The sequence below is a fragment of the Eubacterium barkeri genome (genome assembly GCF_900107125.1).
GTDB lineage: Bacteria > Bacillota > Clostridia > Eubacteriales > Eubacteriaceae > Eubacterium_O > Eubacterium_O barkeri.
Genome location: NZ_FNOU01000012.1, coordinates 54582 through 76956 on the forward strand (window position 1 = coordinate 54582; position 22375 = coordinate 76956).

Sequence of the window (22375 nt, forward strand, 5' to 3'; positions counted from 1 at the left end):
TCTTAATTATACCTGAAATAAAGGCATTTAACATTACCGCTCTTTGTCTATTTCTACGCAAAAAAAGCCACTTTTAGTAAAAGTGGCATAAAAAAGTCCTTTTATGATGGCCGTTTTAGAATAAAACGGTCCAGCGCCAGGGCAACCCCGCCATCGTCGTTGGTACTGGTCACATAATCGGAGACCTGTTTAACCCGTTCTCCACCATTCCCCATGGCAACCGCCAAGCCGGCATATTTAAGCATCTCAATGTCATTATTGCTATCGCCAATGGCCATAACCTCATCTCCGGAGATATTGAGGCATCCGCACAGATGCTTCAGTCCATCCCCCTTGTTGGCGGTAGGATTATTGATTTCAAGATTATTCTCTGCTGCGCAGATGACCGTCATCTCCGTTTTCTGTCGGAGCTGCTCAGCCAAACGTGCCCGTTCCTTCTGATGCCGGAAAAAAATATTGAACTTCTCCACTGGGCTGCATAAAATACGATCAATAAAAGTATCCCGACTGGGTGCCGCATGACGGGTTTTAAAGAACATGCTCCAGTATTCCTCTTTGACATTGTAGTCCCAAATCCGTTCCAGGCACCGGGCCTCGGTCCAGATTCCACCATCGATATACGCTTCAATCATCAGATCATAATGATCTAAAATTTCCACGACCTCCTGGAGCTCTTCCCGTTTAAACGTATTGGAGTAAAGCACCTTTTGGTTTTTCAAATCCGTCACCTGGGCACCATTGGAGGTAATGGCATGACTTATTCCGGGAATATCCAGAACATCCCGGGGGACCTCATCCATCACCCGGCCTGTACACGGCACAATTTTAACACCATAGTCCATTACCGCCTGGATGGCCTTCCGGGTTTGCCGGGCCAAGCTTATATCACTGTTCAGTGTTGTTCCATCCATATCTAAGGCAACCAGCTTGATTTCTCCCATATTTCCCTCCTAAGAAACCCACTCTGATGAAATGAACCGATTCATGGCATTGGCCACGCCCAGAGCATCGTTCGTTGTGGTAATAAAGTTTGAAATCGCCTTAATGGGCTTCGATGCATTTTCCATGGCCACGGCCAATCCGGCATATTTAAGCATTTCCATATCGTTGTTGCTGTCCCCAATGGCCATAACATCCTGGGCATGGAGTCCCAAATTTTTACAAAGATGGAAAAGCCCGTCTCCTTTATTGGCCGTTGCTGCATTGATTTCTAAATTTGTTTCCATGGAAGTCGTCACCATGACTTCACCCGTCGTGTTCAGGGCTTTTGCCATCCGGCCCTTGATCTCGGTATCGCTGCAAAAGATATTGACCTTTTCCACACTTTGGCTTTTCAGCAAGGATTTAAAATCATCTGCAGAGTCAATAAGCTGGCAGGATTCTGCAAACAAGCTGTAATACTCCTCTGGTACCCCATAGCTTCCCATGGCATCAAAGCAGCTTCGTTCCATATATGTCCGTCCGCCAATATAGACTTCCAGTAAAACAGGATAGGCCGTGACAATTTCTAAAAGCATTGATAGGACATCTTTGTGAATTGGATTTTCGTAAATGAGAGTATTGTTTTCGCGCAGATCGGTTACCCGAGCCCCATTGGCTGTTACCGCATAATTCAGGCCTGGAATTCCTAAAATTTCCCGGGGCAGCTGGGCAAAAACCCGTCCAGTACAAGGTACCACATGAACGCCAGCATCAATGGCACGGACAATCGCCTCCCGCGTTTCTGGTGCTAAGCAGATATTACTGTCCAAAGTCGTCCCGTCCATGTCCAGCGCGACCAGTTTTATTCCCATGCTTTTTCCTCCATTTTTACATATGTTTACATTGTTGCACTTATTTTCATACATATTGTAACATGATGGAAACTGGATTTAAAGGGGTTGTGGAAAAATTACCCTTGTTTCTTTTTGAATTTTATCCCGCATGGCTGGGGTCATACCACTGTCGATGATCAAACCGTCCAATTGGTGCCAATCGGCGTAGCCGAATAATCCTGAACTGCTGCATTTGCTGCTGTCTGCCACCGTGTAGACCAAATCGCTAACGGTGATGACCTTGCGTTTAAAGGCCGCCTCTTCATAGGAGAGGGTCGATGGTCCCGGCAATCCCTCAAAGCCATCCGATCCCAAAAACGCAATATCGGCGTGAATGGTGGATAGGGCTTCCAAAGCCCATCCTCCTACGGTAGCCTTGCTGCTGGGCCTTACAAGCCCCCCCAATAGAAACACATTATTGTCTGACTCCGCCAGTACCCCGGCAATGGTCACTGAATTGGTAAAAATAGTCATTCCCGATTTCAGCAGAAGCTGCCGGGCGATGGCCGTGTTAGTGCTCCCTGTATCCAGGACCACTGCCCCTCCGGGTGGAATGCGATCCACGGCTTCGGTGGCGATGACCGCCTTGGCTTCCGCGTGATCCATTTCTTTCACATCTAAGGGACGCTCCACAAAATCACTCGTTGCAATGGCACCTCCATGGCTTTTGGTTGCAATTCCCTCCCCCTCCAAATAAATAATATCCTTTCGTATCGTCTCCGTCGACACACCAAATCGCTTGGACAAATCCCCTACTTTAATACTTCCCTTCTTCATTAAAATCTGGGCGATTTGGTTGCGGCGATCTGCCGTTAGTGATTTTCCCATATCCTGTCTCCTCCTGTCGTGCTTTTGTATAGTCTATCACAGATTCCCAATATATCACAACTAAAAACTTGCGTTTTTTTGATTTTAGGGGTTGACAGCAAGTTTTCGCAAGTATATAATTTGGTTAAAGTTGTGAATATTAGTGAAAATAAGTTGATTGTATTGGGGTTTTAATAAAGAAAGGTGCGTAACAAAGTGAAAGCTAAAGCAGTCCGCCTCTATGGCAAAGATGATCTTCGGTTGGAAGAATTCGAGCTTCCTAAAATTAAAGAGGATGAAATCCTGGTGAAGGTCGTGAGTGACAGCATCTGTATGTCGACCTACAAGCTGGTGGCTCAGGGAAAGGCCCATAAACGCTGCCCCCAAAATGTGGATACCAATCCCGTCATCATCGGCCATGAATTCTCAGGAGTCATCGTCGAAGTGGGTGACCAATGGAAGGATCAGTTTAAGCCGGGCCAACGCTTTGCCCAGCAGCCAGCCTTAAATTATAAAGGAAAGCTGGATTCTCCTGGCTACTCCTACGAATGGTGCGGCGGTGCCACCACCTACTGCATCATGCCCCAGGAGGTCATGGAACTGGGATGCCTGATGCCCTACGAAGGCAAGAGCTTCTACAAGGCCTCCTTGGGTGAACCCATGAGCTGCATCATCGGGGGCTACCACTCCAATTACCACACCAATAAGCGTAACCATGATCACGCCATGGGCACCAAGGTGGATGGCAGTATCTTAATCCTCGGAGGCTGTGGCCCCATGGGTCTGGGTGCCGTGGAATACGGCCTCAACTTCGAAAATAAGCCAAAGCGTATCGTGGTGACCGACATCGACGATGCTCGCATCGCTCGGGCCAAGGAAGTAATCTCACCAAAATCGGCGGCAGAAAAGGGCATTGATCTGCTCTATGTCAATACCGCAAAAATGGACGATGCCGTAACTGAGCTTATGACAATCACCGAAGGCCATGGCTACGACGATGTCTTCGTCTATGCACCCATCCGCCAGGTTGCGGAAATGGGGGATCAACTCCTGGCCTTTGATGGCTGTATGAACTTCTTCGCTGGCCCCACCAATAAGGACTTCATGGCGGACATCAACCTGTACAACGTCCACTATACCAGCAGCCACATCATGGGGACGACTGGTGGGGACAATAATGACCTCATCGAAGCCAACGATCTGGCTGCCCGGGGAATCATCGATCCTTCGGTGATGGTTACCCACGTTGGAGGTATCGACAGTATCGCCGAAGCCACCCTTAACCTTCCGAAGATTCCCGGTGGTAAGAAGCTGACCTACACCCAATTCAGCATGCCCCTTACCGCTATTGAAAATTTTGCCAGTCTTGGGGAAAAGGATCCTCTCTTTAAGAAGCTGGCCGATTGCTGTGCCGCCCATAACGGCCTGTGGAATGATGAAGCTGAAGCCATCCTCTTCGATCATTTTGATGTCACACTTTAGAAAAAGCCGTCGCCTATTGACTACCTGTTTCGGGGGAAACAAAAAACTTTGGAGAATTTAGAGAGGTAAACCAAATGAAAGAAAAAGTCCAATCCTTCGGCCGCTTCTTAAGCGCCATGGTCATGCCCAATATCGGGGCATTCATCGCCTGGGGGCTCATCGCCGCCCTGTTCATCGAAACCGGCTGGCTCCCCAATGCACAACTGGCCAAATTGGTTGGCCCCATGAGCCAATATCTCCTGCCCTTACTCATCGCCTATACGGGGGGCAAGGTGGTTAACGGCACTCGGGGTGGTGTCATTGGTGCTATCGCCACCATGGGCGTCATTGTCGCAACGGATGTCCCCATGTTCCTGGGAGCCATGATCATGGGGCCCCTTTCGGGCTGGGTAATCAAGAAATTCGACACTTTTGTCGACGGCCGGATTAAGGCCGGCTTTGAAATGCTGGTGAACAATTTCTCCATCGGTATTATCGGCGGTGCCCTGGCCATTTTTGCCTATTATATCTTTGCACCAGCCATGACTGCGGCCACAGGCGCCATGGCCATCAGTGTTGGATTCTTCGTTGAACACAACATCCTGCCCCTGGCCAGCGTTTTTATCGAACCCGCCAAGGTTTTGTTCTTAAATAACGCCATTAACCATGGTATTCTAACGCCCTTGGGACTCCAACAGGTGGAAGAAGTCGGAAAATCCATTTTCTTCCTCATGGAATCCAACCCCGGGCCTGGCCTTGGGATTCTCCTTGCCTATTGTCTCGCTGGTAAGGGCTCCGCCAAGGACACCGCTCCCGGTGCCATCGTCATCCACTTCTTCGGGGGAATCCACGAAATATATTTCCCCTATGTGCTGATGAACCCGGTCCTCATTCTGGCCACCATTGCTGGTGGGGCTGCCGGAGTCTTTACCTTTAGCCTGTTAGGCGCTGGCCTGGTTGGCCCGGCCTCCCCGGGTTCCATTATCGCTATCTTGGCCATGGTGCCTAAAACCGGCGGCTATCTGGGTGTTCTGACCGGTGTAGCGGTGGCCACTGCCGTCTCCTTCGCCGTTGCTTTGCCACTCCTTAAAATCTTTGGGAAAGACGAAGATCTGGCAGATGCCATTGCTAAAAAGGATGCCATGAAGACCTCTGCCAAGAGCGAGGATGTCGCTGTTACCGGTGATGCCACGGCCATCCGCCACATTGTCTTTGCCTGTGATGCCGGTATGGGCTCCTCTGCCATGGGGGCTACGATCCTCGCCAAGAAACTGGCCGCCTGTGGGCGCAAGGATATCACCCTGGAACACGCCTCAGTGTCTGATATTCCTTCCCAGGCCCAAATCGTGGTGACCCATCGGGATTTACAGGAACGGGCAGCCCACAGCGCTCCTCAGGCCCAGCTAATCTTAATTACTAACTTTATGAATGCCCCGGAATATGATGAGCTGGCTGCCAGCCTTTCTGGAGGGGCCCCTGAAGCCCTTCCGAAAAATAAAAAAGCACTGGCCGAAGCCGATACTCCAAAAGCATCATCTTCCAATTCCTCTGAAATCCTATCCTTAGGCAACATCCGCACTAACTGTGCCCCAGCCAATAAGGAAGCCGTCATCCATACCGCTGGCCAGATGCTAGTGGACAGCGGATGCGTAGATGCAGAATATATCCCCGCCATGATTGAGCGGGAAGATTCTTTTGCCACTAACATTGGTAACGGGCTTGCCATCCCCCATGGAGTGCAAGCGGCCAAGGAAAAAATTAAACGTACCGGCCTATCTGTTCAGGTCTTCCCTGAGGGGATCCTTTGGAACGGCGAGCCCGTGAAAATCGTTATCGGTATCGCCGCCGTTGGCAACGATCACCTCGATGTTCTAGCCAACATTGCCACCAAGCTTTCTACCCAAGAGGCTGTCGATAGCCTTGTTAAGAAAACACCGGAAGAAATCCAGGCTTTCTTAACTCAGAAATAATTAACGCCCCCTGCAAGAGGGATGTCTCCTGTCAACACAAATCGGTTGACAATCGACATCCCCCTTTTTTAGTGGATGCCCTTTATTCTCTTTCTGCCCAGGCCAGATAGAGCATCCATATCTGGCCACCGTTTATACCAGTCCGTACGCAGAGCAACAAAGGTATCCTTCAATATGCTTTATTCCAACACTCCTTTTATCCGCCAGAGAGCTTCTTCCAGTGTCTGGCGTGTACAGCCTACATTCAGCCGTAAAAACCCTTCTCCCCCCTGACCAAACCAAGGGCCGGCATTCCCAATGACCCCGGCCTCACCCATGATTTTCTCCCGGATACCCCGGTCATTAAGCCCGGTTTGCCTGAAATCCAGCCAGCATAAATAGGTTCCCTCGGGCCGCTTCATGGTAACTCCTGGGAGCTCCTTTTCCACAAACGCCTCTAAAGCCGTAACATTGCCCTCCAAATAACGAAGGAGCTTTAGCATCCAGGCTTCTCCCGCCTCAGAATAGGCGGCAGTCAGGGCTGCCAATCCAAAGGTATTTTCAATTTCCAGGGTCATAGCCCGCTGCTCTGCCCTAAACGCCCGGCGCTTATCCCCATTTGGAATGATGGCGTAGGCCACCGTCAGCCCTGGAATATTAAAGGTCTTCCCCGGGCCAGAAAGATAGATAAAGGCATCCTCATATTTCGGGCTAAGAGCCATTAAATTATAATGGGTGTGCCCGGAATAGATGAGATCCGAATGGATTTCATCGGTGACCACGAGCACATCATTTTCAAGACAAATATCCGCCAATGCCCGAAGCTCCTCGGGGCGCCATACCCGCCCCACAGGATTGTGGGGGCTGCACAGAATGAGCATTTTAGTCCGGGGATCTGCCGCCTGCAGCCGAAGGGCCTCCAGGTCCATGGTGTAGTATCCTGCACCATCGGATACAAGGGCATTATTCACCACCCGGCGGCCGCTGCCCGTTACGATATCCCAAAAGGGTCGGTACACCGGCTGCTGGACAATCACCCCATCTCCAGGCTCGGTAAAGGCACGAATGGCGATATTGATGGCGGATACTACCGTTGGGGTAATCTGGACCCACTCTGGATCAACCCTCCAGCCAAATCGGCGCCCCTGCCACCAGGAAACCGCCTCTAAGCAGGAAGTAGTGGGATGACAATAACCAAAGATTCCGTGGGCCAGGCGCTCTTCCAATGCCGCCATAATGGGCGGTGCACTTTTAAAATCCATATCCGCCACCCATAGTGGCAGCATGTTATCATCTACCCTTGCTTTAATATTCTGAGATACCACCTCTGGGCACCATTTGATGTCCCCGGATTTCCGGCGATCGATTGTTTCATTAAACACTGTCATATCTGTCTCCTTTTATTTTTTCTGACCCTTACGCTTTCGTTCCTTATTCAGGGTAAAAACCCCCACATAGATTCCCCCCAGGATAAGGATGAGGTAGAAGGTGATAAACCGCCAAATAATCATGGCTACCGGTGTCCCTGCTCCAAAGACTGATCCAAACATCATCAGAAACACCGCCTCCGCTCCCCCGGCACTCCCCGGTGTAGGAATAAAGGCCACTGAAACGTAAAGCAAGGCCTGCCTGAGGATAAAGAAGCTAATGGGCAGCCCTGACATCCCCAGGGCCCGGTAAATCCAGTAGGTCACCGAGAAATAAATGATCATTTGAATCATGGACAGGAGGGTCAGCACCACCGCCTCCCCAATGTTCTTCTTCATGGCTTCAATACCCACCTGATATTGCTGGAAGAAACCTGAAATACGTCCCTTCCATCGCTCTTTATTTTTAATAATCCCGATGCGTTCAAAAAAAGCAATGCATCGTTGGGCAAGGGCCTCCGCCGCCACCGCATTCACCAGGAGGAATACCATCACAACGACCATCCCTCCATTGATGATCAGGCCGATGATCACCATCACCCCATCCGGGCCCCAGCCGGAAATTAAATGAGAGGCAAAAAAAGCTGAAATCCCGGCAATGGCCGTCACCGCCACCTCGTACAGCACGTATTTCTGCATCAGGACGGCAGTCCCCGTCCCCACGGAATATCCCCGCTGGCTCATCTCATACAATTGCATGGGCTGTCCACCGGAGGAGGTGGGATCAATATTGTTGTAGAATTGCCCCACCACCGCCAGGGTAAAAGAAAAACCCACCGTCTCCCTGGGGTGGTTATGGCGCATCAGCCGCATGAGCATATAAGCCTCCAGGGCGACATAAACGGCGATGGCGAGAATAGCCATAACCAAGTACAGCGGCTTGGATTGCTTTAAAATCTCCAGAAGCTCCCGGGGTGTGGTCCATTGCCTCAACACAAAAAAGGTAATGAGCAGCACAACCAACAAAATGATGTAATTTCCCCATTCTTTCAAAAAACGCTTTATCGATGCTCCCATCACGCTTCCTTTCTCGTTTCAATGAAATGAATTTTCCTTGATTTTTTATTATACTACAGGAATCTTTAAATCCAATGTGGGGTTGGATACACAAAGGCCCCCGCACCACCTTCATGGGCGAGGACCTTCATTCTTATACTGCTATTATTTTTCTTCTGCCTTGGACCAATTGGCCCGGAAGGTGTATTGTCCATTGGGATAAAGAACCTCGAGGCCCTTCTTCCCTGCTGTTTTATTATACTCGGTAATGGCCGCCCGGCCAGACTTATTCACACCCCAGCCAATGGTGTAAATCTCCTGATCCCCGCCGGTCATTTGGGCACTGCCGTATTTTGTCACGCTCTTATCCCCAAAGGGATATTCCTTTACAGCGGTCACTGCCTTTGTTTTTTCATCCAGGGTATAGGTGATGGCACGACTTCCCTCCATCACGGTGATACTGCCATCGGCATTAATGGTGGCATCGGTCTGGGATTTAAACTTCTGGGCATCTGACAGACCAAATTGGTCGCCATTTCCCCCGAGAATCCACATGATTTTGCCATCCTCCCGATTGATTTTAACCAGCATATCGGCATTTTTAAAGGATAGGATGAGGTTGTTGTCCGAGGGGTCCAACAACAGAGCATTAAGATGAAGATAATCCTGAACCTCTGTACTGCTGTAATTATTGCCGGCAGTGGACAGGGCGTACAGCTCCGGATGATCCGTACTCCACCATTCAAAGACAACCTGGTTATCCTTGACTTCCTGAACAATAGCTGCAGCAACCCGGGTCCCTTCCGTCCCTGGACTCAGGGCCGCCGGAATATTATCCACCCGGGCCGCTTCGTAGCTTTCACTGATATAATGGGTATCCCCCAGGAGGACGAAGCCATGACCGTCAATGGGCTGACCTGGTACCTTATCATCATTGGCCACGTCCTTATACAGTCGGGTAAATCCGCCGGTTTTATTCGCCATGATTTCAAATTTCTCGTTCATCACCACTGTTTTTCCCGGGAAATAATCACTGATACCATAGGTGTCCACATCCGGGTCAACGAGCTGATAGGTATAACGGATATCGCCATTTTCCAGGGTCTGCTTCTGAAGATTCGTGAAAATCTGCCCCTTGGCCTGCTCCTTGGAAAGAGCCATATACCAGGTGATATTCCCATTGCCGTCTAGCTTATACATCACCGGACTGTCCGCATCCGTCACAAAGTATTCACCCCCGGATTGGCTTGTCCCGCTGACTTGCATTTCCGGCAGCAGAGAAGACTTCGTCCGAAAATAAATGGTCCGGTTATCCTTACTGGTTTCCACCGTCACCCTCAGACGATAATTATCTGAAATCTTTGACAAGCCTACCTTGGCCTTCCGACCCGTTTGCAGGGTTACCCCTTCCACCTTAATGGATGCTCCGGCATCATTTTCCAGGATAAAGACATTGTCCCGCTCTGTGGTTAAACAAGGGACATCATAAACCGCCTGATCGTCATTTAAGGGAATAATGACGCTCTGTCCATTGACATTCAGATTCAGGGCACGGTCCTTCAGCAGGGTAACGTCCCTGCCCGAATAGGCCAGGGCAAAGCTGACCAGCAGAATAAGGACCAGTGCAAAAATCCCTACACCGATAAGTATTTTCGTATTTTTATTCATTGAGTGCTTCCTCCAGATCATTTTCAAGTTTAGAAACCTTTAAATTACCTTGGAATAGTCTACCATATTTTTGAAAAATGAACAAGGGACAATTGTGGTTCTCAGGAAGCGGTAAGCTTTATGAGGAAATTCAGCCCACTTGAAGATTAGAGGTTTTCTAATGGGTGAGGGTTTGATAAAATAAAGAAAAAGCACGTATTTCATCAATAATTATTTTCGTACGAAAATATTTATTGACACATAAGAAATATTCGTGTATATTTGAATCAAGAAAGGTTAAAGATGAAAAAAAGACACACAGAAATCATTGAGATTGTCAGCCAGCGAAAGAAAATCGAAGTCAACGAATTAGCCGAGCTGCTAAGCGCCACTACAGCCACTATTCGTAAAGACCTGAGTTTTCTTTCAGAAAAGGGAATCCTGCGTCGGGAACGTGGCTTTGCTCTGCTCCAAAATTCAGATGATATCAATTATCGAATGGCTTTCAATTTTGAGAAGAAGCGTAAAATCGCAAGGTATGCTGCCCAACTGGTTCATGAAAATGAGACTATTCTCCTGGAGTCCGGCTCAACCTGCGCCTTGTTTGCCGAGGCCGTTGTCGCCGCCCAAAAGAACGTGACCTTTATCACGAATTCAGCTTATATTGCCAATTTTATCCAAAAAGACTCGGATACGACGGTGATTCTATTAGGTGGTACTTTCCAAAAGCATACCCAAGCCATTGTGGGCCCCATGACAAAGCAATGCGTCCAGGGCTTCCAGGTGGATAAGATTTTTGTGGGAATTGATGGTTTTTCAACAGATACCGGTTTTATGGGGGACGATCTCGATCGTGCGGATACAATACGAGCCATGGCAGAATCCGCAAATCACCTCTTTGTTTTAGCCGAATCGGGTAAGTTTTCAAAGAGCAGCCCGGTTCCCTATTTCCAATTGGAGGAGGTCTATCAGCTGATCACTGATGCAGACCTCAAACCGGAGACAAAGGAATACCTGGAATCAAAGGGAATCATCATTTCCATCGTCTGATTTTAAAAAACCCATCCCTGGGTTTTAAACCTTTCACCATTTGAGAAAGGATGACGTGTTTGCGTCAAAGTGCATGGAATACTTAATCGATACAGCAAATCTTGATACCATTCAACATTATTGTGAATTTTTACCCGTTTCTGGAGTAACCAGTAACCCGAGTATTGTAAAAAAAGAAGGAAAGATTGATTTCTTTTCACACATGCGTAAAATCCGTGAAATAATTGGTTTAGAAGCCACCCTCCACATCCAGGTCACCGCCCAGGATTACGACGGGATGATGGCCGATGCCAAAGCGATCTTAAACCATGTTGATGACCAGATCTATATTAAAGTTCCCGTCACCATGGCGGGGATCAAGGCCATCAAGACCCTCAAAAGTGACCATGTGAATGTAACCGCCACCGCCGTTTATTCCAAGGCCCAGGCCTTTATGGCTCTGGAGGCCGGTGCCGATTATATTGCACCCTATTACAACCGCATGGAGGCCATGGGCATTGATGCTGCCGCTGTTCTATGGGATATTGCCCATATTATCGAACGCTATCAGTATCCCACTAAAATCCTGGCTGCCAGTTTTAAAAACGTGGCCCAAATCGATGCCGCAATCCTGGCCGGTGCCCAAGCCATCACCTCTGCACCGGAAATTTATGCGGATGCCCTCACCGGCAAAATCGTAAAGGATGCGGTGGATGTCTTTAGTGCCGACTGGTCCGTCAACTTCGGGGATCAATTGATTTCTGATTTATAAAAATCTATTTTAACTAAATTACAATATTGGGGGAATTACAATTGAATAGTACAACAGGTTTTTCAAAAAAGCTTCAACGCTTTGGTGCGGTTTTAAGCGGTATGGTCATTCCGAATATCGGTGCCTTTATGGCCTTTGGGATTATTGCAGCCCTCTTCATTGAAACGGGTTGGATACCCAATGCAGATCTAGCGACCTTGGTTTCACCCATTTTACAAACACTGCTGCCATTGCTCATTGGGTACACCGGTGGTGAGATGTTCGGTGGAAAGCGTGGTGCGGTTTGTGGTGCAGTGGCAACCATGGGGGTTGTTGTCGGTGCCGATATTCCCATGTTCTTAGCCGCTATGATTGTCGGTCCCTTGGCCGGATTTTTAATGAAAAAGGTGGATCAACTTCTGGATGGTAAAATCAAATCCGGATTTGAAATGCTCGTCAACAACTTTACTTTAGCCATCCTGGCCTGTATTCTTTGCTGTTTATCCTATAAGCTCATTGGGCCAGGGGTGGCAGCTGTTAACGCCGTTTTATCCGCTGGGATTCAGTTTATTATGGATCGGGGTATGATTTTTCTTTCTCCCATTATCGTTGAACCCGCAAAGGTTTTATTCTTAAACAACGCACTGGATCATGGAATTTTAGGACCCTTAGGCTATCAACAGGTAGAAACCCAAGGCTACTCCATGCTTTTCCTGCTGGTCACCAATCCTGGAACTGGCTTGGGCCTTTTACTCGCCTATTGGAAATTCGCCAAGGGCGAAATGAAGGAGTCCGCTCCTGGAAACATTATTATCCATTTCTTCGGTGGGATTCACGAGGTATATTTTCCCTATGTGCTGGCTCAACCGCTGACCTTAATCCCCATGATTCTTGGGGGGATGTCCGCTATCCTGTGTTATGTTTTATTCCAGGGGGGCTGTATCGCAACGCCCTCACCAGGAAGTATTTTTGCCGTGTTAGCCATGACGCCAGCACGATGTATGCTGGGGACCATCCTTGGCATTATCGTATCCACCGTCGTTTCCTTTGTATTAAACAGCTTTGTCGTTAAACACGCCTACGCCGATTTTGATGCCAACCAGGAAAATGGGGAATATGAAAAACTAAAATCTCAAAAGGATGCCATGAAGGCTGCTTCAAAGGGAATCGATGCCCCTTCTGCTGTCCACCATATCGTGGTCGCCTGTGATGCAGGAATGGGATCTTCCGCAATGGCTGCTGCTAATTTAAAGAAGAAAATAAAGGCCGCCAACCTTACAGATATCACAGTGGTCCATTCAGCCATTTCAAAGATACCATCCGATGCCGATTTGATTCTGACCCATATCGAGCTTTTACCCACGGCCCAAGCTGCACAGCCCAATAAAGAAATTATCCCCTTCGATAATTACCTGAACTCACCGGTTTTCATTGAAGTGGTCGAGCGATTAAAAAAACAGAATTGAGGCAAGAACTATTAACGCAATAATGTATGGTGCCGGTAATATTGGCCGAGGATTTATCGGTGCCCTTTTATCCCAAATCGGTTATGACGTTACTTTTATTGATGTGAACGTCAATGTCGTCAATGCGCTGAATACCTGTGGTGGATACCATCAGGAAATTGTTGGCGAACATCCTAAAGTCAATTGGATCTCCGGGGTACGTGCCATCGATGGCAGCCAGGCTGAGGCCGTCATCGATGCCATTGCCCACACGGATCTCATGGCTGTCGCCCTGGGGGTCTCTGTCCTGCCCAGGGTCATCCCACTCATTGCCAAGGGGTTAATGCAGCGGTGGGCAAAGGATCCAAAACGAACCCTGGATTTACTTATCTGTGAAAATTTAATGCACGCAGACCAAATCATAAGAAGTCTGCTAAAGGATGCCCTAGATGCACCCTATGATACCATTATGGAGGATGCTCTGGGCTTAGTGGAAACCTCCATTGGCCGAATGGTCCCGGTTATGACAGACGCGATGAAAAAGCAGGACCCCCTTCGTATTTGTGTGGAAGCCTATGATTATCTTCCCATTGACGCTGCAGCGGTAAAGGGAAGTCTTCCTGCCTATAAAAAGCTCGTTCCCTATAGCCCCTTTGATTTTTATTTGGAGCGAAAACTCTACCTTCATAATATGGGACATGCCCTTACAGCTTATCTTGGAAAGGTTGCAGGCCTGTATTATATCTACGAAGCCATTGAATTAGCTGATATCAGGTTATTTGTGGAATCCGCTATGTCTGAAAGCGCCATGGCTATCGCTCAAAAATATGATATCCCCTTCGCCAGCCTGAAAATCCATAGCGAGGATTTGGTCTATCGTTTTGGGAATCGGGCCTTGAAGGATACCATTGATCGAGTTACTCGAGATGCCCTTCGAAAGCTTCAGCCCGAGGATCGACTGGTCGGTGCTGCCAGAAACGTCGAAGCCCAGGGGATTAAGCCCGTATATCTGTCCCTTGGCATTGCAGCCTGCTTGTGCCAGCAAATGGCACTGTCCCAGGAAACCCGAACGGTCGAGGCCCTTCTTAGCCAAGTCTGTAAAATTGATCCAAAGGAACCCTTAGGCTTATGCATCCTCGCCTTTACCAAGCAATTGCGCTCTGGAACCATCGACTGGCAGGGTCTCCGTACATTGGGGGATGGTCTTAAGGAAATCAATCGTGGCATGCTGCCATAAAATATTTGAGGAGTAATCACAAATGGAAATTTTGCAAGAAAAAAATATCATTATCAATTGTTCGTTAACCGAGAAAATGGCCGTTGTAAAAGCTATGGGACAATTGCTTTATGAATCTGGTTATGTAACGGAAGCTTACATTCAGGGAATGATTGATAAAGAAGGCACCATGAATACTTACCTTGGAAATGACATCGCCATTCCCCACGGTATCGAAAGTGTCCGGGACCAGGTTCTCGTGTCTGGACTGGGGATTATGACCTTTCCCCAGGGTATTGACTGGAACGGCCAAAAGGTCCGTGTCGTCATCGGTATTGCGGGGAAGGAAGAGGAACACATCGAGGTACTGGCCCACATTGCCGTTACCCTTTCTGAGCCCCAAGAGGTCGATGCCCTAGTCGCCAGTGATGCCAAGGGGATCCATCAGATGCTGGCTTTATAGTTTATTCTATGAACATTGATAAAGACATCAACAAAGAGGGAAATAATCCATAAATCCAAACTTCAGGTTTGCACCATAAAACAAGCCGCCCCTTCTTAAAGAACCGGGCGGCTTGTTCATCCCCAGGGATGTGTTTCAGGGTAAGGGGGAGATTATACGCTTTCATCCCTTCCCTATCCCCGGGTTTTGCCCCCGGCCACATTGACGGTGATGCCGTGGACATAACTGGCCCGGTCGCTGGCCATAAAGCATGCCACATCCGCCACTTCACTCAATTTCCCGGATCGGCCCAGGGGCGTGGTTGAGGTTTTAGAATACCCCTCCCGCAGCTCGTCAATACTGATTCCCCGGGTATAGGCCAGGGCGGTTTCGTACTTCAGGGTCCGCAGCCCCGTAGCTTCCATAATCCCTGGAGCAATCCCCACCACCCGGACATTGTGTTTGCCCAATTCCTTGGCCCAGGACCGGGTGAGGGAATTGACGGCATTCTTGGTGGCAGCATAAACGCTTTGTCCTTCGGAGCCTTCCAGGCCGCTTTCCGATGACATATTAATCAGAACACCGCCGCCTTGGCGTTCCATTTGCCGGGCTGCTGCCTGGGCACAGAAGAAAATTCCCTTTAAATTCACATTGCAGACCAAATCCCAGGTTTTTTCATCCAGTTCAAATTCTCCGGCTTCGTCGTCCGGGTCCACTAGAAGTCTAGGGATATTGATCCCCGCATTATTCACCAGGACATCGATGGAACCAAAGGTTGCCACTGTTTTTTTAACCATGGCATCCACCTCTTCTTTCTTGGTAACATCCATGACCTGATAAAGCAGATTATTGTCATTCCCATTGGTGATTTCCGGAGCCTGGGGGTTCATATCGCAAATAACCACCTTAGCGCCCTGTTCCAAAAATGCCTCTGCCACCACTTTCCCAATTCCCGATGCGCCACCGGTAACGATGACCGTCTTATCTTCAATATTTAACCAGCTCATATTTCCTCCTGTTATTAATCCTACAAATGGCGCAGTGCCGTCTTTCCCAGCCTTATTCTAACCGAAACACGCTTTCTACTCAGCCAGACCCTCAAGGTAGCCCAATACCGCTTCAAGTGTCTCTTTCTCATCCATTCCATCCACCAGAATGGTCACCACATCACCCATTTGAATCCCCAATCCCAGAATTGAGAAAAAGCTCTTTCCATTGGCTGTTTTTTCAGCCGACTTAATAAAAACATCACTCTCATAATCCTGGACCAACTGACACAGGGACGCCGCATAAACCGCATGAATCCCCGATGGATTATGGATTACTACCTTTCGGGTCAGCATGGAATCCACCTACTCACAAATGGTAATGGTCGTCCCGATTGCCATCCCTGGATTGATGCTTTCTTCCACTACAATGGACCCAGGCAGAAGGGCGTCCGCCTTTCCTGAAAAGGTAACGGTTAAGTGGCCCAATTCCCGGAGATTCCGCTCCGCAATTTCCCCCACATAGAGGATTTTGAAGGCCGCATCCCCTAAACAAAGGGTTTGTCCCGGGGCAATGGTCGCTGCTGGAGCCGTCACCTCCACGGAGTAGCAGAAATCCTTTAGGGTATCCGGTGCTTCATTTCCGAAGAGAATGAGCATTTCTCCACCGAAGGCCTCGACCTGAGGCCCCTTTCCCCTGACGATTGTTTTATAAATTTCCATGTTTTCCTTCCTTTTAAGCATACAGACCAAAACTGCATAACCAGGCAACCAGTACCCGCGGCACCCCGATGATGAACCGGGAGTAAAGAACGGAGGGTACCCCAACCTCTACGGTTTCAGGTTCTGCTTCAGCAAGACCTAACCCCACGGGGATAAAGTCACAGGCACACTGGGTATTAATGGCGAAGAGTGCGGGCAGGGCCAGGCTTGGTGCGATGTTCCCCTTTCCGATTTCAGCGCCAATGAGGGTCCCAACGATCTGGGCGATGACCGCTCCTGGTCCCAACAAGCAGGACAGCACCGGGATCGAGCAGATGAAGCCGAGGATGACCAAACCGACGATATTGCCAGCCAGAGGGGTTAAGAGATTGGCAAACCAGTCCCCGAATCCCGACCCATTAATAATGCCGATAAGCATTGCCACAAAGGCCATAAAGGGCAGAATTGTAGTGATCATGGACTGGATGGCATCCCGTCCGGCCTGGTACAGGGTGTTGACAAAGTGTCCAACGCCCATTCCCACCTTCTGGATAAAGCTGGATTTCTGACCCAGAGTTTCCGTCACCTTTTTATCGGTGCTAAAGGTGAAGCCATCCTTTTGGGGCATAGAATCCTGTGGAGCCGAGTCCTCCTCTGCCACTGGAACACCCTCCTCTGCTGCTGAAATCTGATCCAGTCCCACCGCCGATACGTAAATGTCTTCGGTGATGAAGTTGGCCAGGGGGCCGCTTTTCCCAACGGGCATCACATTAACTGTGGGAATCCGTTTCTGGGGATAAATGCCACAGCGCAGTGTGCCGCCGCAATCGATGATCACCATAAAAATCTCTTCCTCGGGCACCGATGTTTTAAAACCGTTGACGGCTTTACAGCCGGTTAGGGAGACAATCTTTTCCACGATTTCCGGTTCTGCACCACCACCAGTGATATAGAGGAGGGTATCCTTTCCCTCCCGGGGCTTTACCGTCAGGGGTCCACCAAAACCGCCGCTTCCCTTTGTGATCGTAATTGCTCGATAATTTTTCATCCCTAACCTCCTACGCTGCCTGATGGCCGCTTTTGAATTCATTACTCAGGGTAATTCCCTGCTGCTTCATGACCAGCTTCGTAGTGAAGTCCGTCACCCATCCCGCAAAGAAGTTCATCACCAGCCCCACTAAAAGGTAGCGCACTGCCAGGGGTGTGGTATCCAGTCCCAGCTGGGTGATCCCATTGGCAATCCCCAGGTAAATAAAGATTTCACCCACATTGATATGGGGAAACAGGCCGCTATTGGTATGGCAATGATAGGCTGCCGAGGCATAATAGCTGGGCTTCATCCTCTCCGGCAGGAATTTTCCCATGGAAAGGACCATGGGATTTCCTAACATAAAGGCCGCCACAAAGGGCAGGACTCCATAGGCCAGAATGACGTTCCGGGAACAGAACTGAGCAAATTTATTGACCCGTTGAGATCCGATAAGGGCGATGAGGGCATTCATGAAAACAAGGAGCAGTAAAACCTTAGGGACGATGCCCCCAACCCAACTGACAAAGGTCTCTGCACCGGCATCAAACAACCCCATGAATCCCTGTGCAAAAGTTACAATATAATCCATTTAATCTTCCTCCTGATTTTTGTGATCCCCTTACAGGGTCGTGCTGGTCCGCAAACGGCCAAACCAATCTGAAATCCCAGCTGCCACGCGCTTAAGGGGACTGGCAGGCATCGGTACATCTCCCCCGGCGATAATCGTATTATAATTGGTGGCAGCATCCAAAACCGCTTTGGTAATAGGGGATGCCAGCTGCCGTTCCTTACAGTCTGAAGGAGTGAGCGCTCCCACATTCAGCCCTTCAAACCCATTTTTAAAGGTGCGGAACCGGGCCAGCACCGTCACCCCCTGCATATAACGCCCAGCCAGGATACACCCTTCCTCATCAATGGCAAAGAGGGCGATGGCACCAGCCCGTAAAGCCCCTCTGCGCCGTCCAATGGCCACCCGGCCCATTCGCCGCAAAGCCTGATAATGCTTTGTGAAGTTCTGCATCTGAACAAAGGTCAAAAGGGCCTGTAGGGCGAAAGCTGAAAGCCCCAGGAATATTAATCCAATCATGTTCATTTTTATTTACGCCTCCCTCATCCGAATAAATCACAGTCCCGGATAAAATACATCAGGAAATCCTGATAGCTTTGCCGTTTTGCTAATTGCTCTGGGACCCCGGGATTCGAGGACAGGGCAATGATCTCATCATAAATCTGAACCAGGACGGTGTCGTCCTCCTTTGTCTCGGACAGGGCCACCAGGAAGATGACCTTAAGCTCTGGATGCACACCGGCCACCATCGCCTCAGGGAATACCCCCACTGCCACCACCGATTTATCCTGGGCCTTCTGGTATCCATGGGGAAAAGCCACCGTATCGTCAAAGACCATGGTGGATTTTGACTCCCGGATATCGATACGCCGCCCAAAATCGGCATCCACCAAGCCTTTTGCTTCCAAGGCGTCAATCATGATATGGACATTGGCCATATAATCCTTCCGGGGCTCCAAAACAAAGAAAGTGGATTCATCCAACAGGCTTAAGAGTACCGACTCCACCCCCCGGATCAGAGGGATATCGAGCTTCTCCATATGCCGGATGCGGTCAATATTCTTTTGTAGGGCTTCCTCATCGAAAACCGCATCGACATGGATCACCGGAGTGGTGGTGTGAAAGGACCCACCCACCGTAGAAACCACCAAATCAAAGGTATCCAGAACGTCACTTTCCAGAGCACTGTCATCGTTGCAAAGAGACAATTCTGCATCTGAGCCTAATACCCGACTCAATTGCTTTAAGGTCAGACGGGCCGCAGCCCTGCCACTGCCACAGACCACCGCAACCCGATAACGTTCTGATACCTCCGCCTCAATTCCACTGAGGAAAACCTCGAAATATGCGGCGAGAAAGGCAACTTCATCCTCGGGAAGGCTCATGTTCATTTGCGCCTCGATGACGTCCTTAGCCACCAGGGCCATGCGATAGGCCACCCCAAACTTCTTTTTCATGCTGTCGACCATGGGGTTATGGAGACGCAGTCCGTAACGCAAGCGATTGCCCATAAAGTACAAATGGTAGGCAAACTCCTCAATGCTCCGATCGTTGCCGGTGGTAATGGTCAATCCCATATCCTCGTGGATTCGCAGCATAATGGTATCCAGCATATCGAGGATTTTTGTATCCATGGCCAGAAAGCTTTCCACTCCAGAAATATCGTAGGGGGTGCGCATTCCTGCGAAGGGGATGGTAAGGAAAATACGTTCCTTTTGGGAAATCTGAAGGTGAAGCTTCTCCTCAATACCATCGACAATGGTACAGACCATGCCGTAGCAGGAATTGTCCAGAAGTTCCAGATACTTCTCCTCCATTTCCTCTAATCCGTGGTTATTGAGCACCCGGTCCAGGGCCAGCGTCAGAAACTGTAAAAAAGAAGTGATAACCATGGTATCCATTCGCCAGGACCGGGTCTGCTCCTTCACCAACTCGACCAGATCCTCGTCCAAGACCCCTTCATCGTAGATAACCTTAAAATTGTTCTCCAGAATGAAAAGACGTAAATTAAGCTCTCCTCCTTCTAAAAAAATACCAGAATTGGTCTTTCCAACAATGGCCAGGCCATAAAATCCCAAAATTTCCTTCAGTTTTTTTAAATCTGAAACAATGGTGGTTCGGCCAATACTCATAGCATAGGCCAATTCATCGATGAGATAGGGCTGATCACTATTCATCAAGGTGTCAATAATAAAACTCATACGCATCTGGGGCTGCTCAAAGCAATTATTTTGTTTTTCAATATCATTGCGGATTCGGTGATAACGCCCTTCATTCATGATGTATAGCTTATACATCCGATGGCGCCCTTCGATGGTTGCCCATTCCCCCAGGGATCCGTTGATCTGACGGATATCATTTTGCACCGTCTTTACACTGACACCCAGGCGATCAGCCAAACGCTCACAGGATACCCATTGGTCCTGCTCCAACTCCCTTAGGATTGCCATTTCCCGATTTTCTACATCAAACCATCGCATCGTCAAACACATCCCTCCCCGTATACTGCTTCCCTCGATTGACTTAAGTATACGCCTTTTAAAGTTTTAATTAATACTAAGATTTTCTTCCGTCGGGAAATCCATTCAATCGCCAGATTTCCTTTTCATGGAATTTTCCCGAATGAACGACAAAGGACCGTATCCAACAGGATACGGTCCTTTGATGATTCCCTTTATAGCCGCTTCAGCAACGCTTCCCGTTCATCCTCATAGCCAGGCTTACCCAAAAGGGCGAACATATTGCGCTTGTAGTCCTCAACCCCAGGCTGGTTGAAGGGATTCACTCCCAGGATATAGCCACTTACGCCACAGGCAAATTCAAAGAAGTAGAACAGCTGCCCCAGGGCGTAGGCGCTCTGATTGGGCAGGGTTATCATCAGGTTGGGGGTGCTGCCATCGGTATGAGCCAGCATGGTCCCCAGCATGGCATTGCGGTTAACGAAGTCCAGATCCTTTCCGGCCAGATAATTGAGGCCATCCAGATCCTCATCCTCCCCTTCGATGACCACCGTGGATTTGGTTTCCTCCACATTCAGTACCGTTTCAAACATCATTCGGGCACCATCCTGGATAAATTGCCCCAGGGAATGGAGGTCTGTGGACAGGTCATAGGCTGCCGGGAAGATACCCTTTTGATCCTTCCCTTCGCTTTCGCCATAGAGCTGCTTCCACCACTCTGCCACGCTGTGGAGGCTGGGCTGATAGTTTGCCAGAATTTCCATGCTCTTTCCCTTGCGCAGGAAAATATTTCGCAGGGCAGCGTACTGCATGGAGGGGTTTTCTTCAAAGTCCTTTTCCAAGGCAATGACCCGCATATCTGCAGCCCCCTGCATCAGTGCGTCGATATCGCCGCCGGCCGCAGCAATGGGTAATAACCCCACCGGGGTCAGCACCGTAAAACGACCGCCCACATCGTCGGGAATCACAAAGGTTTCGTAGCCCTCGGCATCTGCCAGGCCCTTAAGGGCCCCACGTGCCTTATCGGTGGTGGCGTAAATCCGTCTGGCAGCTTCCTCTGCCCCGTATTTTTCCACTAATTTTTTCTTAAAGACTCGAAAGGCAATGGCCGGCTCGGTGGTTGTTCCGGATTTGGAGATAACGTTAACGGAGAAGTCCCGATCCCCAATAACGTCCATGAGATCGTTCAGATACGCTCCGCTGATATTATTCCCGGCAAAGTATACCTCCACGCCTCCCCGGGTGGCCGCATCAACCTTGTTGTAAAAATTATGCCCCAGGAATTCGATGGCGGCACGGCTCCCCAGGTAGGAGCCACCAATGCCGATGACCACCAAAACCTCAGAATCGCCCTTAATCTTATCCGCTGCTGCTTTCACCCGGTCAAACTCTGCCTTATCGTAGTCCACAGGCAAATCAATCCAGCCGAGGAAATCATTTCCGGCACCAGTTTTTGCCACCAGCTCCTTCCGGGCATTTTCTGCCAACCGCTTCATTAAGGCAACCTCGTGGTCCCGCACGAATCCAGCTGCCTTCGAATAGTCAAAGCTTACATTTTTCATCGTAATTCCTCCATGTTTTTTTCCCCTGCTCTTATTATCGATTATACCTTAATCACAAGGGTGGTGCAACTGGAAAGACTCGTC

General features: G+C 49.2%; 21 protein-coding genes. 7 read left to right on the top strand and 14 right to left on the bottom strand.

What is annotated here, in order from left to right; genetic code table 11:
- Positions 1-101 precede the first annotated feature (101 nt).
- From BLU30_RS08300 to BLU30_RS08310, 3 genes are all read right to left on the bottom strand, one after another.
- Positions 102-941 (bottom strand): Cof-type HAD-IIB family hydrolase, encoded by an 840-nt coding sequence (locus BLU30_RS08300; RefSeq protein WP_090245406.1) that lies wholly within the window; start codon positions 939-941, stop codon positions 102-104.
- A 9-nt stretch (positions 942-950) separates the two neighbouring features.
- Positions 951-1793 carry a Cof-type HAD-IIB family hydrolase gene (locus BLU30_RS08305; RefSeq protein WP_176770870.1) on the bottom strand — a complete coding sequence of 281 codons (843 nt, stop codon included), beginning with the start codon at positions 1791-1793 and terminating at the stop codon, positions 951-953.
- A gap of 78 nt (positions 1794-1871) precedes the next feature.
- Positions 1872-2642, bottom strand: coding sequence for a DeoR/GlpR family DNA-binding transcription regulator (locus tag BLU30_RS08310; RefSeq protein WP_090245409.1), 771 nt, complete (start codon positions 2640-2642; stop codon positions 1872-1874).
- Between the two features lie 195 nt (positions 2643-2837).
- On the opposite strand from BLU30_RS08310, the gene BLU30_RS08315 reads away from it, so the two are divergent.
- Both BLU30_RS08315 and BLU30_RS08320 read left to right on the top strand, forming a co-directional pair.
- Positions 2838-4103: a zinc-binding dehydrogenase gene (locus tag BLU30_RS08315; protein WP_090245410.1), complete on the top strand. Its 1266-nt coding sequence runs from the start codon at positions 2838-2840 to the stop codon at positions 4101-4103.
- A gap of 74 nt (positions 4104-4177) precedes the next feature.
- Positions 4178-6052, top strand: a complete 1875-nt coding sequence (locus tag BLU30_RS08320) for a PTS mannitol transporter subunit IICBA (RefSeq protein ID WP_090245412.1) — start codon at positions 4178-4180, stop codon at positions 6050-6052.
- A 179-nt stretch (positions 6053-6231) separates the two neighbouring features.
- On the opposite strand, the gene BLU30_RS08325 is transcribed toward BLU30_RS08320, so the two are convergent.
- The 3 genes from BLU30_RS08325 to BLU30_RS08335 form a co-directional block, all read right to left on the bottom strand.
- Positions 6232-7419 (bottom strand): MalY/PatB family protein, encoded by a 1188-nt coding sequence (locus BLU30_RS08325; protein WP_090245413.1) that lies wholly within the window; start codon positions 7417-7419, stop codon positions 6232-6234.
- Positions 7420-7431: 12 nt separating this feature from the next.
- Positions 7432-8475: a lysylphosphatidylglycerol synthase transmembrane domain-containing protein gene (locus BLU30_RS08330; RefSeq protein WP_090245415.1), complete on the bottom strand. Its 1044-nt coding sequence runs from the start codon at positions 8473-8475 to the stop codon at positions 7432-7434.
- A gap of 144 nt (positions 8476-8619) precedes the next feature.
- A complete protein-coding gene (locus BLU30_RS08335) occupies positions 8620-10122 on the bottom strand; it encodes an aryl-sulfate sulfotransferase (RefSeq protein WP_176770871.1) in 1503 nt (500 codons plus the stop codon).
- 282 nt (positions 10123-10404) lie between these two features.
- On the opposite strand from BLU30_RS08335, the gene BLU30_RS08340 reads away from it, so the two are divergent.
- Genes BLU30_RS08340 through BLU30_RS08360 form a run of 5 tightly spaced genes read left to right on the top strand, consistent with a single transcriptional unit; the run spans position 10405 to position 15005 of the window.
- Positions 10405-11151 carry a DeoR/GlpR family DNA-binding transcription regulator gene (locus BLU30_RS08340; protein ID WP_090245418.1) on the top strand — a complete coding sequence of 249 codons (747 nt, stop codon included), beginning with the start codon at positions 10405-10407 and terminating at the stop codon, positions 11149-11151.
- A gap of 55 nt (positions 11152-11206) precedes the next feature.
- Positions 11207-11902, top strand: coding sequence for a fructose-6-phosphate aldolase (locus BLU30_RS08345; protein WP_340148141.1), 696 nt, complete (start codon positions 11207-11209; stop codon positions 11900-11902).
- A 41-nt stretch (positions 11903-11943) separates the two neighbouring features.
- The gene (locus tag BLU30_RS08350) at positions 11944-13347 is read left to right on the top strand and encodes a PTS mannitol transporter subunit IIBC (protein WP_340148142.1); all 1404 of its coding nucleotides are present in this window, start codon (positions 11944-11946) and stop codon (positions 13345-13347) included.
- A gap of 22 nt (positions 13348-13369) precedes the next feature.
- Positions 13370-14563, top strand: a complete 1194-nt coding sequence (locus BLU30_RS08355) for a mannitol dehydrogenase family protein (protein WP_090245421.1) — start codon at positions 13370-13372, stop codon at positions 14561-14563.
- Between the two features lie 22 nt (positions 14564-14585).
- Positions 14586-15005, top strand: a complete 420-nt coding sequence (locus BLU30_RS08360; RefSeq protein WP_090245423.1) for a PTS mannitol transporter subunit IIA — start codon at positions 14586-14588, stop codon at positions 15003-15005.
- Positions 15006-15178: 173 nt separating this feature from the next.
- Here BLU30_RS08360 and BLU30_RS08365 read toward each other — a convergent pair whose 3' ends face one another.
- The 8 genes from BLU30_RS08365 to BLU30_RS08400 form a co-directional block, all read right to left on the bottom strand.
- Positions 15179-15991, bottom strand: a complete 813-nt coding sequence (locus tag BLU30_RS08365; RefSeq protein WP_090245425.1) for an SDR family oxidoreductase — start codon at positions 15989-15991, stop codon at positions 15179-15181.
- A gap of 75 nt (positions 15992-16066) precedes the next feature.
- Positions 16067-16327 carry an HPr family phosphocarrier protein gene (locus tag BLU30_RS08370; protein WP_090245427.1) on the bottom strand — a complete coding sequence of 87 codons (261 nt, stop codon included), beginning with the start codon at positions 16325-16327 and terminating at the stop codon, positions 16067-16069.
- Positions 16328-16336: 9 nt separating this feature from the next.
- The gene (locus tag BLU30_RS08375) at positions 16337-16693 is read right to left on the bottom strand and encodes a PTS glucitol/sorbitol transporter subunit IIA (RefSeq protein WP_090245429.1); all 357 of its coding nucleotides are present in this window, start codon (positions 16691-16693) and stop codon (positions 16337-16339) included.
- Positions 16694-16706: 13 nt separating this feature from the next.
- Positions 16707-17720 carry a PTS glucitol/sorbitol transporter subunit IIB gene (srlE, locus tag BLU30_RS08380; protein ID WP_090245430.1) on the bottom strand — a complete coding sequence of 338 codons (1014 nt, stop codon included), beginning with the start codon at positions 17718-17720 and terminating at the stop codon, positions 16707-16709.
- A gap of 10 nt (positions 17721-17730) precedes the next feature.
- Positions 17731-18291 carry a PTS glucitol/sorbitol transporter subunit IIC gene (gene srlA, locus BLU30_RS08385; protein WP_090245432.1) on the bottom strand — a complete coding sequence of 187 codons (561 nt, stop codon included), beginning with the start codon at positions 18289-18291 and terminating at the stop codon, positions 17731-17733.
- 30 nt (positions 18292-18321) lie between these two features.
- Positions 18322-18795 carry a transcriptional regulator GutM gene (locus BLU30_RS08390; RefSeq protein WP_090245433.1) on the bottom strand — a complete coding sequence of 158 codons (474 nt, stop codon included), beginning with the start codon at positions 18793-18795 and terminating at the stop codon, positions 18322-18324.
- Between the two features lie 17 nt (positions 18796-18812).
- On the bottom strand, positions 18813-20750 hold the full coding sequence (locus BLU30_RS08395) for a BglG family transcription antiterminator (protein ID WP_242873550.1): 1938 nt from the start codon (positions 20748-20750) through the stop codon (positions 18813-18815).
- A 194-nt stretch (positions 20751-20944) separates the two neighbouring features.
- The gene (locus BLU30_RS08400) at positions 20945-22291 is read right to left on the bottom strand and encodes a glucose-6-phosphate isomerase (protein ID WP_090245437.1); all 1347 of its coding nucleotides are present in this window, start codon (positions 22289-22291) and stop codon (positions 20945-20947) included.
- Positions 22292-22375 lie beyond the last annotated feature (84 nt).

Coding starts and splice junctions, on each gene's coding strand:
- BLU30_RS08335 (WP_176770871.1), bottom strand. CDS start 10,122: ATGAATAAAAATACGAAAATACTTATCGGTGTAGGGATTTTTGCACTG.
- BLU30_RS08340 (WP_090245418.1), top strand. CDS start 10,405: ATGAAAAAAAGACACACAGAAATCATTGAGATTGTCAGCCAGCGAAAG.
- BLU30_RS08390 (WP_090245433.1), bottom strand. CDS start 18,795: ATGAACATGATTGGATTAATATTCCTGGGGCTTTCAGCTTTCGCCCTA.
- BLU30_RS08365 (WP_090245425.1), bottom strand. CDS start 15,991: ATGAGCTGGTTAAATATTGAAGATAAGACGGTCATCGTTACCGGTGGC.
- BLU30_RS08355 (WP_090245421.1), top strand. CDS start 13,370: ATGTATGGTGCCGGTAATATTGGCCGAGGATTTATCGGTGCCCTTTTA.
- BLU30_RS08375 (WP_090245429.1), bottom strand. CDS start 16,693: ATGGAAATTTATAAAACAATCGTCAGGGGAAAGGGGCCTCAGGTCGAG.
- BLU30_RS08300 (WP_090245406.1), bottom strand. CDS start 941: ATGGGAGAAATCAAGCTGGTTGCCTTAGATATGGATGGAACAACACTG.
- BLU30_RS08320 (WP_090245412.1), top strand. CDS start 4,178: ATGAAAGAAAAAGTCCAATCCTTCGGCCGCTTCTTAAGCGCCATGGTC.
- srlE (WP_090245430.1), bottom strand. CDS start 17,720: ATGAAAAATTATCGAGCAATTACGATCACAAAGGGAAGCGGCGGTTTT.
- srlA (WP_090245432.1), bottom strand. CDS start 18,291: ATGGATTATATTGTAACTTTTGCACAGGGATTCATGGGGTTGTTTGAT.
- BLU30_RS08310 (WP_090245409.1), bottom strand. CDS start 2,642: ATGGGAAAATCACTAACGGCAGATCGCCGCAACCAAATCGCCCAGATT.
- BLU30_RS08305 (WP_176770870.1), bottom strand. CDS start 1,793: ATGGGAATAAAACTGGTCGCGCTGGACATGGACGGGACGACTTTGGAC.
- BLU30_RS08395 (WP_242873550.1), bottom strand. CDS start 20,750: ATGCGATGGTTTGATGTAGAAAATCGGGAAATGGCAATCCTAAGGGAG.
- BLU30_RS08360 (WP_090245423.1), top strand. CDS start 14,586: ATGGAAATTTTGCAAGAAAAAAATATCATTATCAATTGTTCGTTAACC.
- BLU30_RS08325 (WP_090245413.1), bottom strand. CDS start 7,419: ATGACAGTGTTTAATGAAACAATCGATCGCCGGAAATCCGGGGACATC.
- BLU30_RS08330 (WP_090245415.1), bottom strand. CDS start 8,475: ATGGGAGCATCGATAAAGCGTTTTTTGAAAGAATGGGGAAATTACATC.
- BLU30_RS08400 (WP_090245437.1), bottom strand. CDS start 22,291: ATGAAAAATGTAAGCTTTGACTATTCGAAGGCAGCTGGATTCGTGCGG.
- BLU30_RS08370 (WP_090245427.1), bottom strand. CDS start 16,327: ATGCTGACCCGAAAGGTAGTAATCCATAATCCATCGGGGATTCATGCG.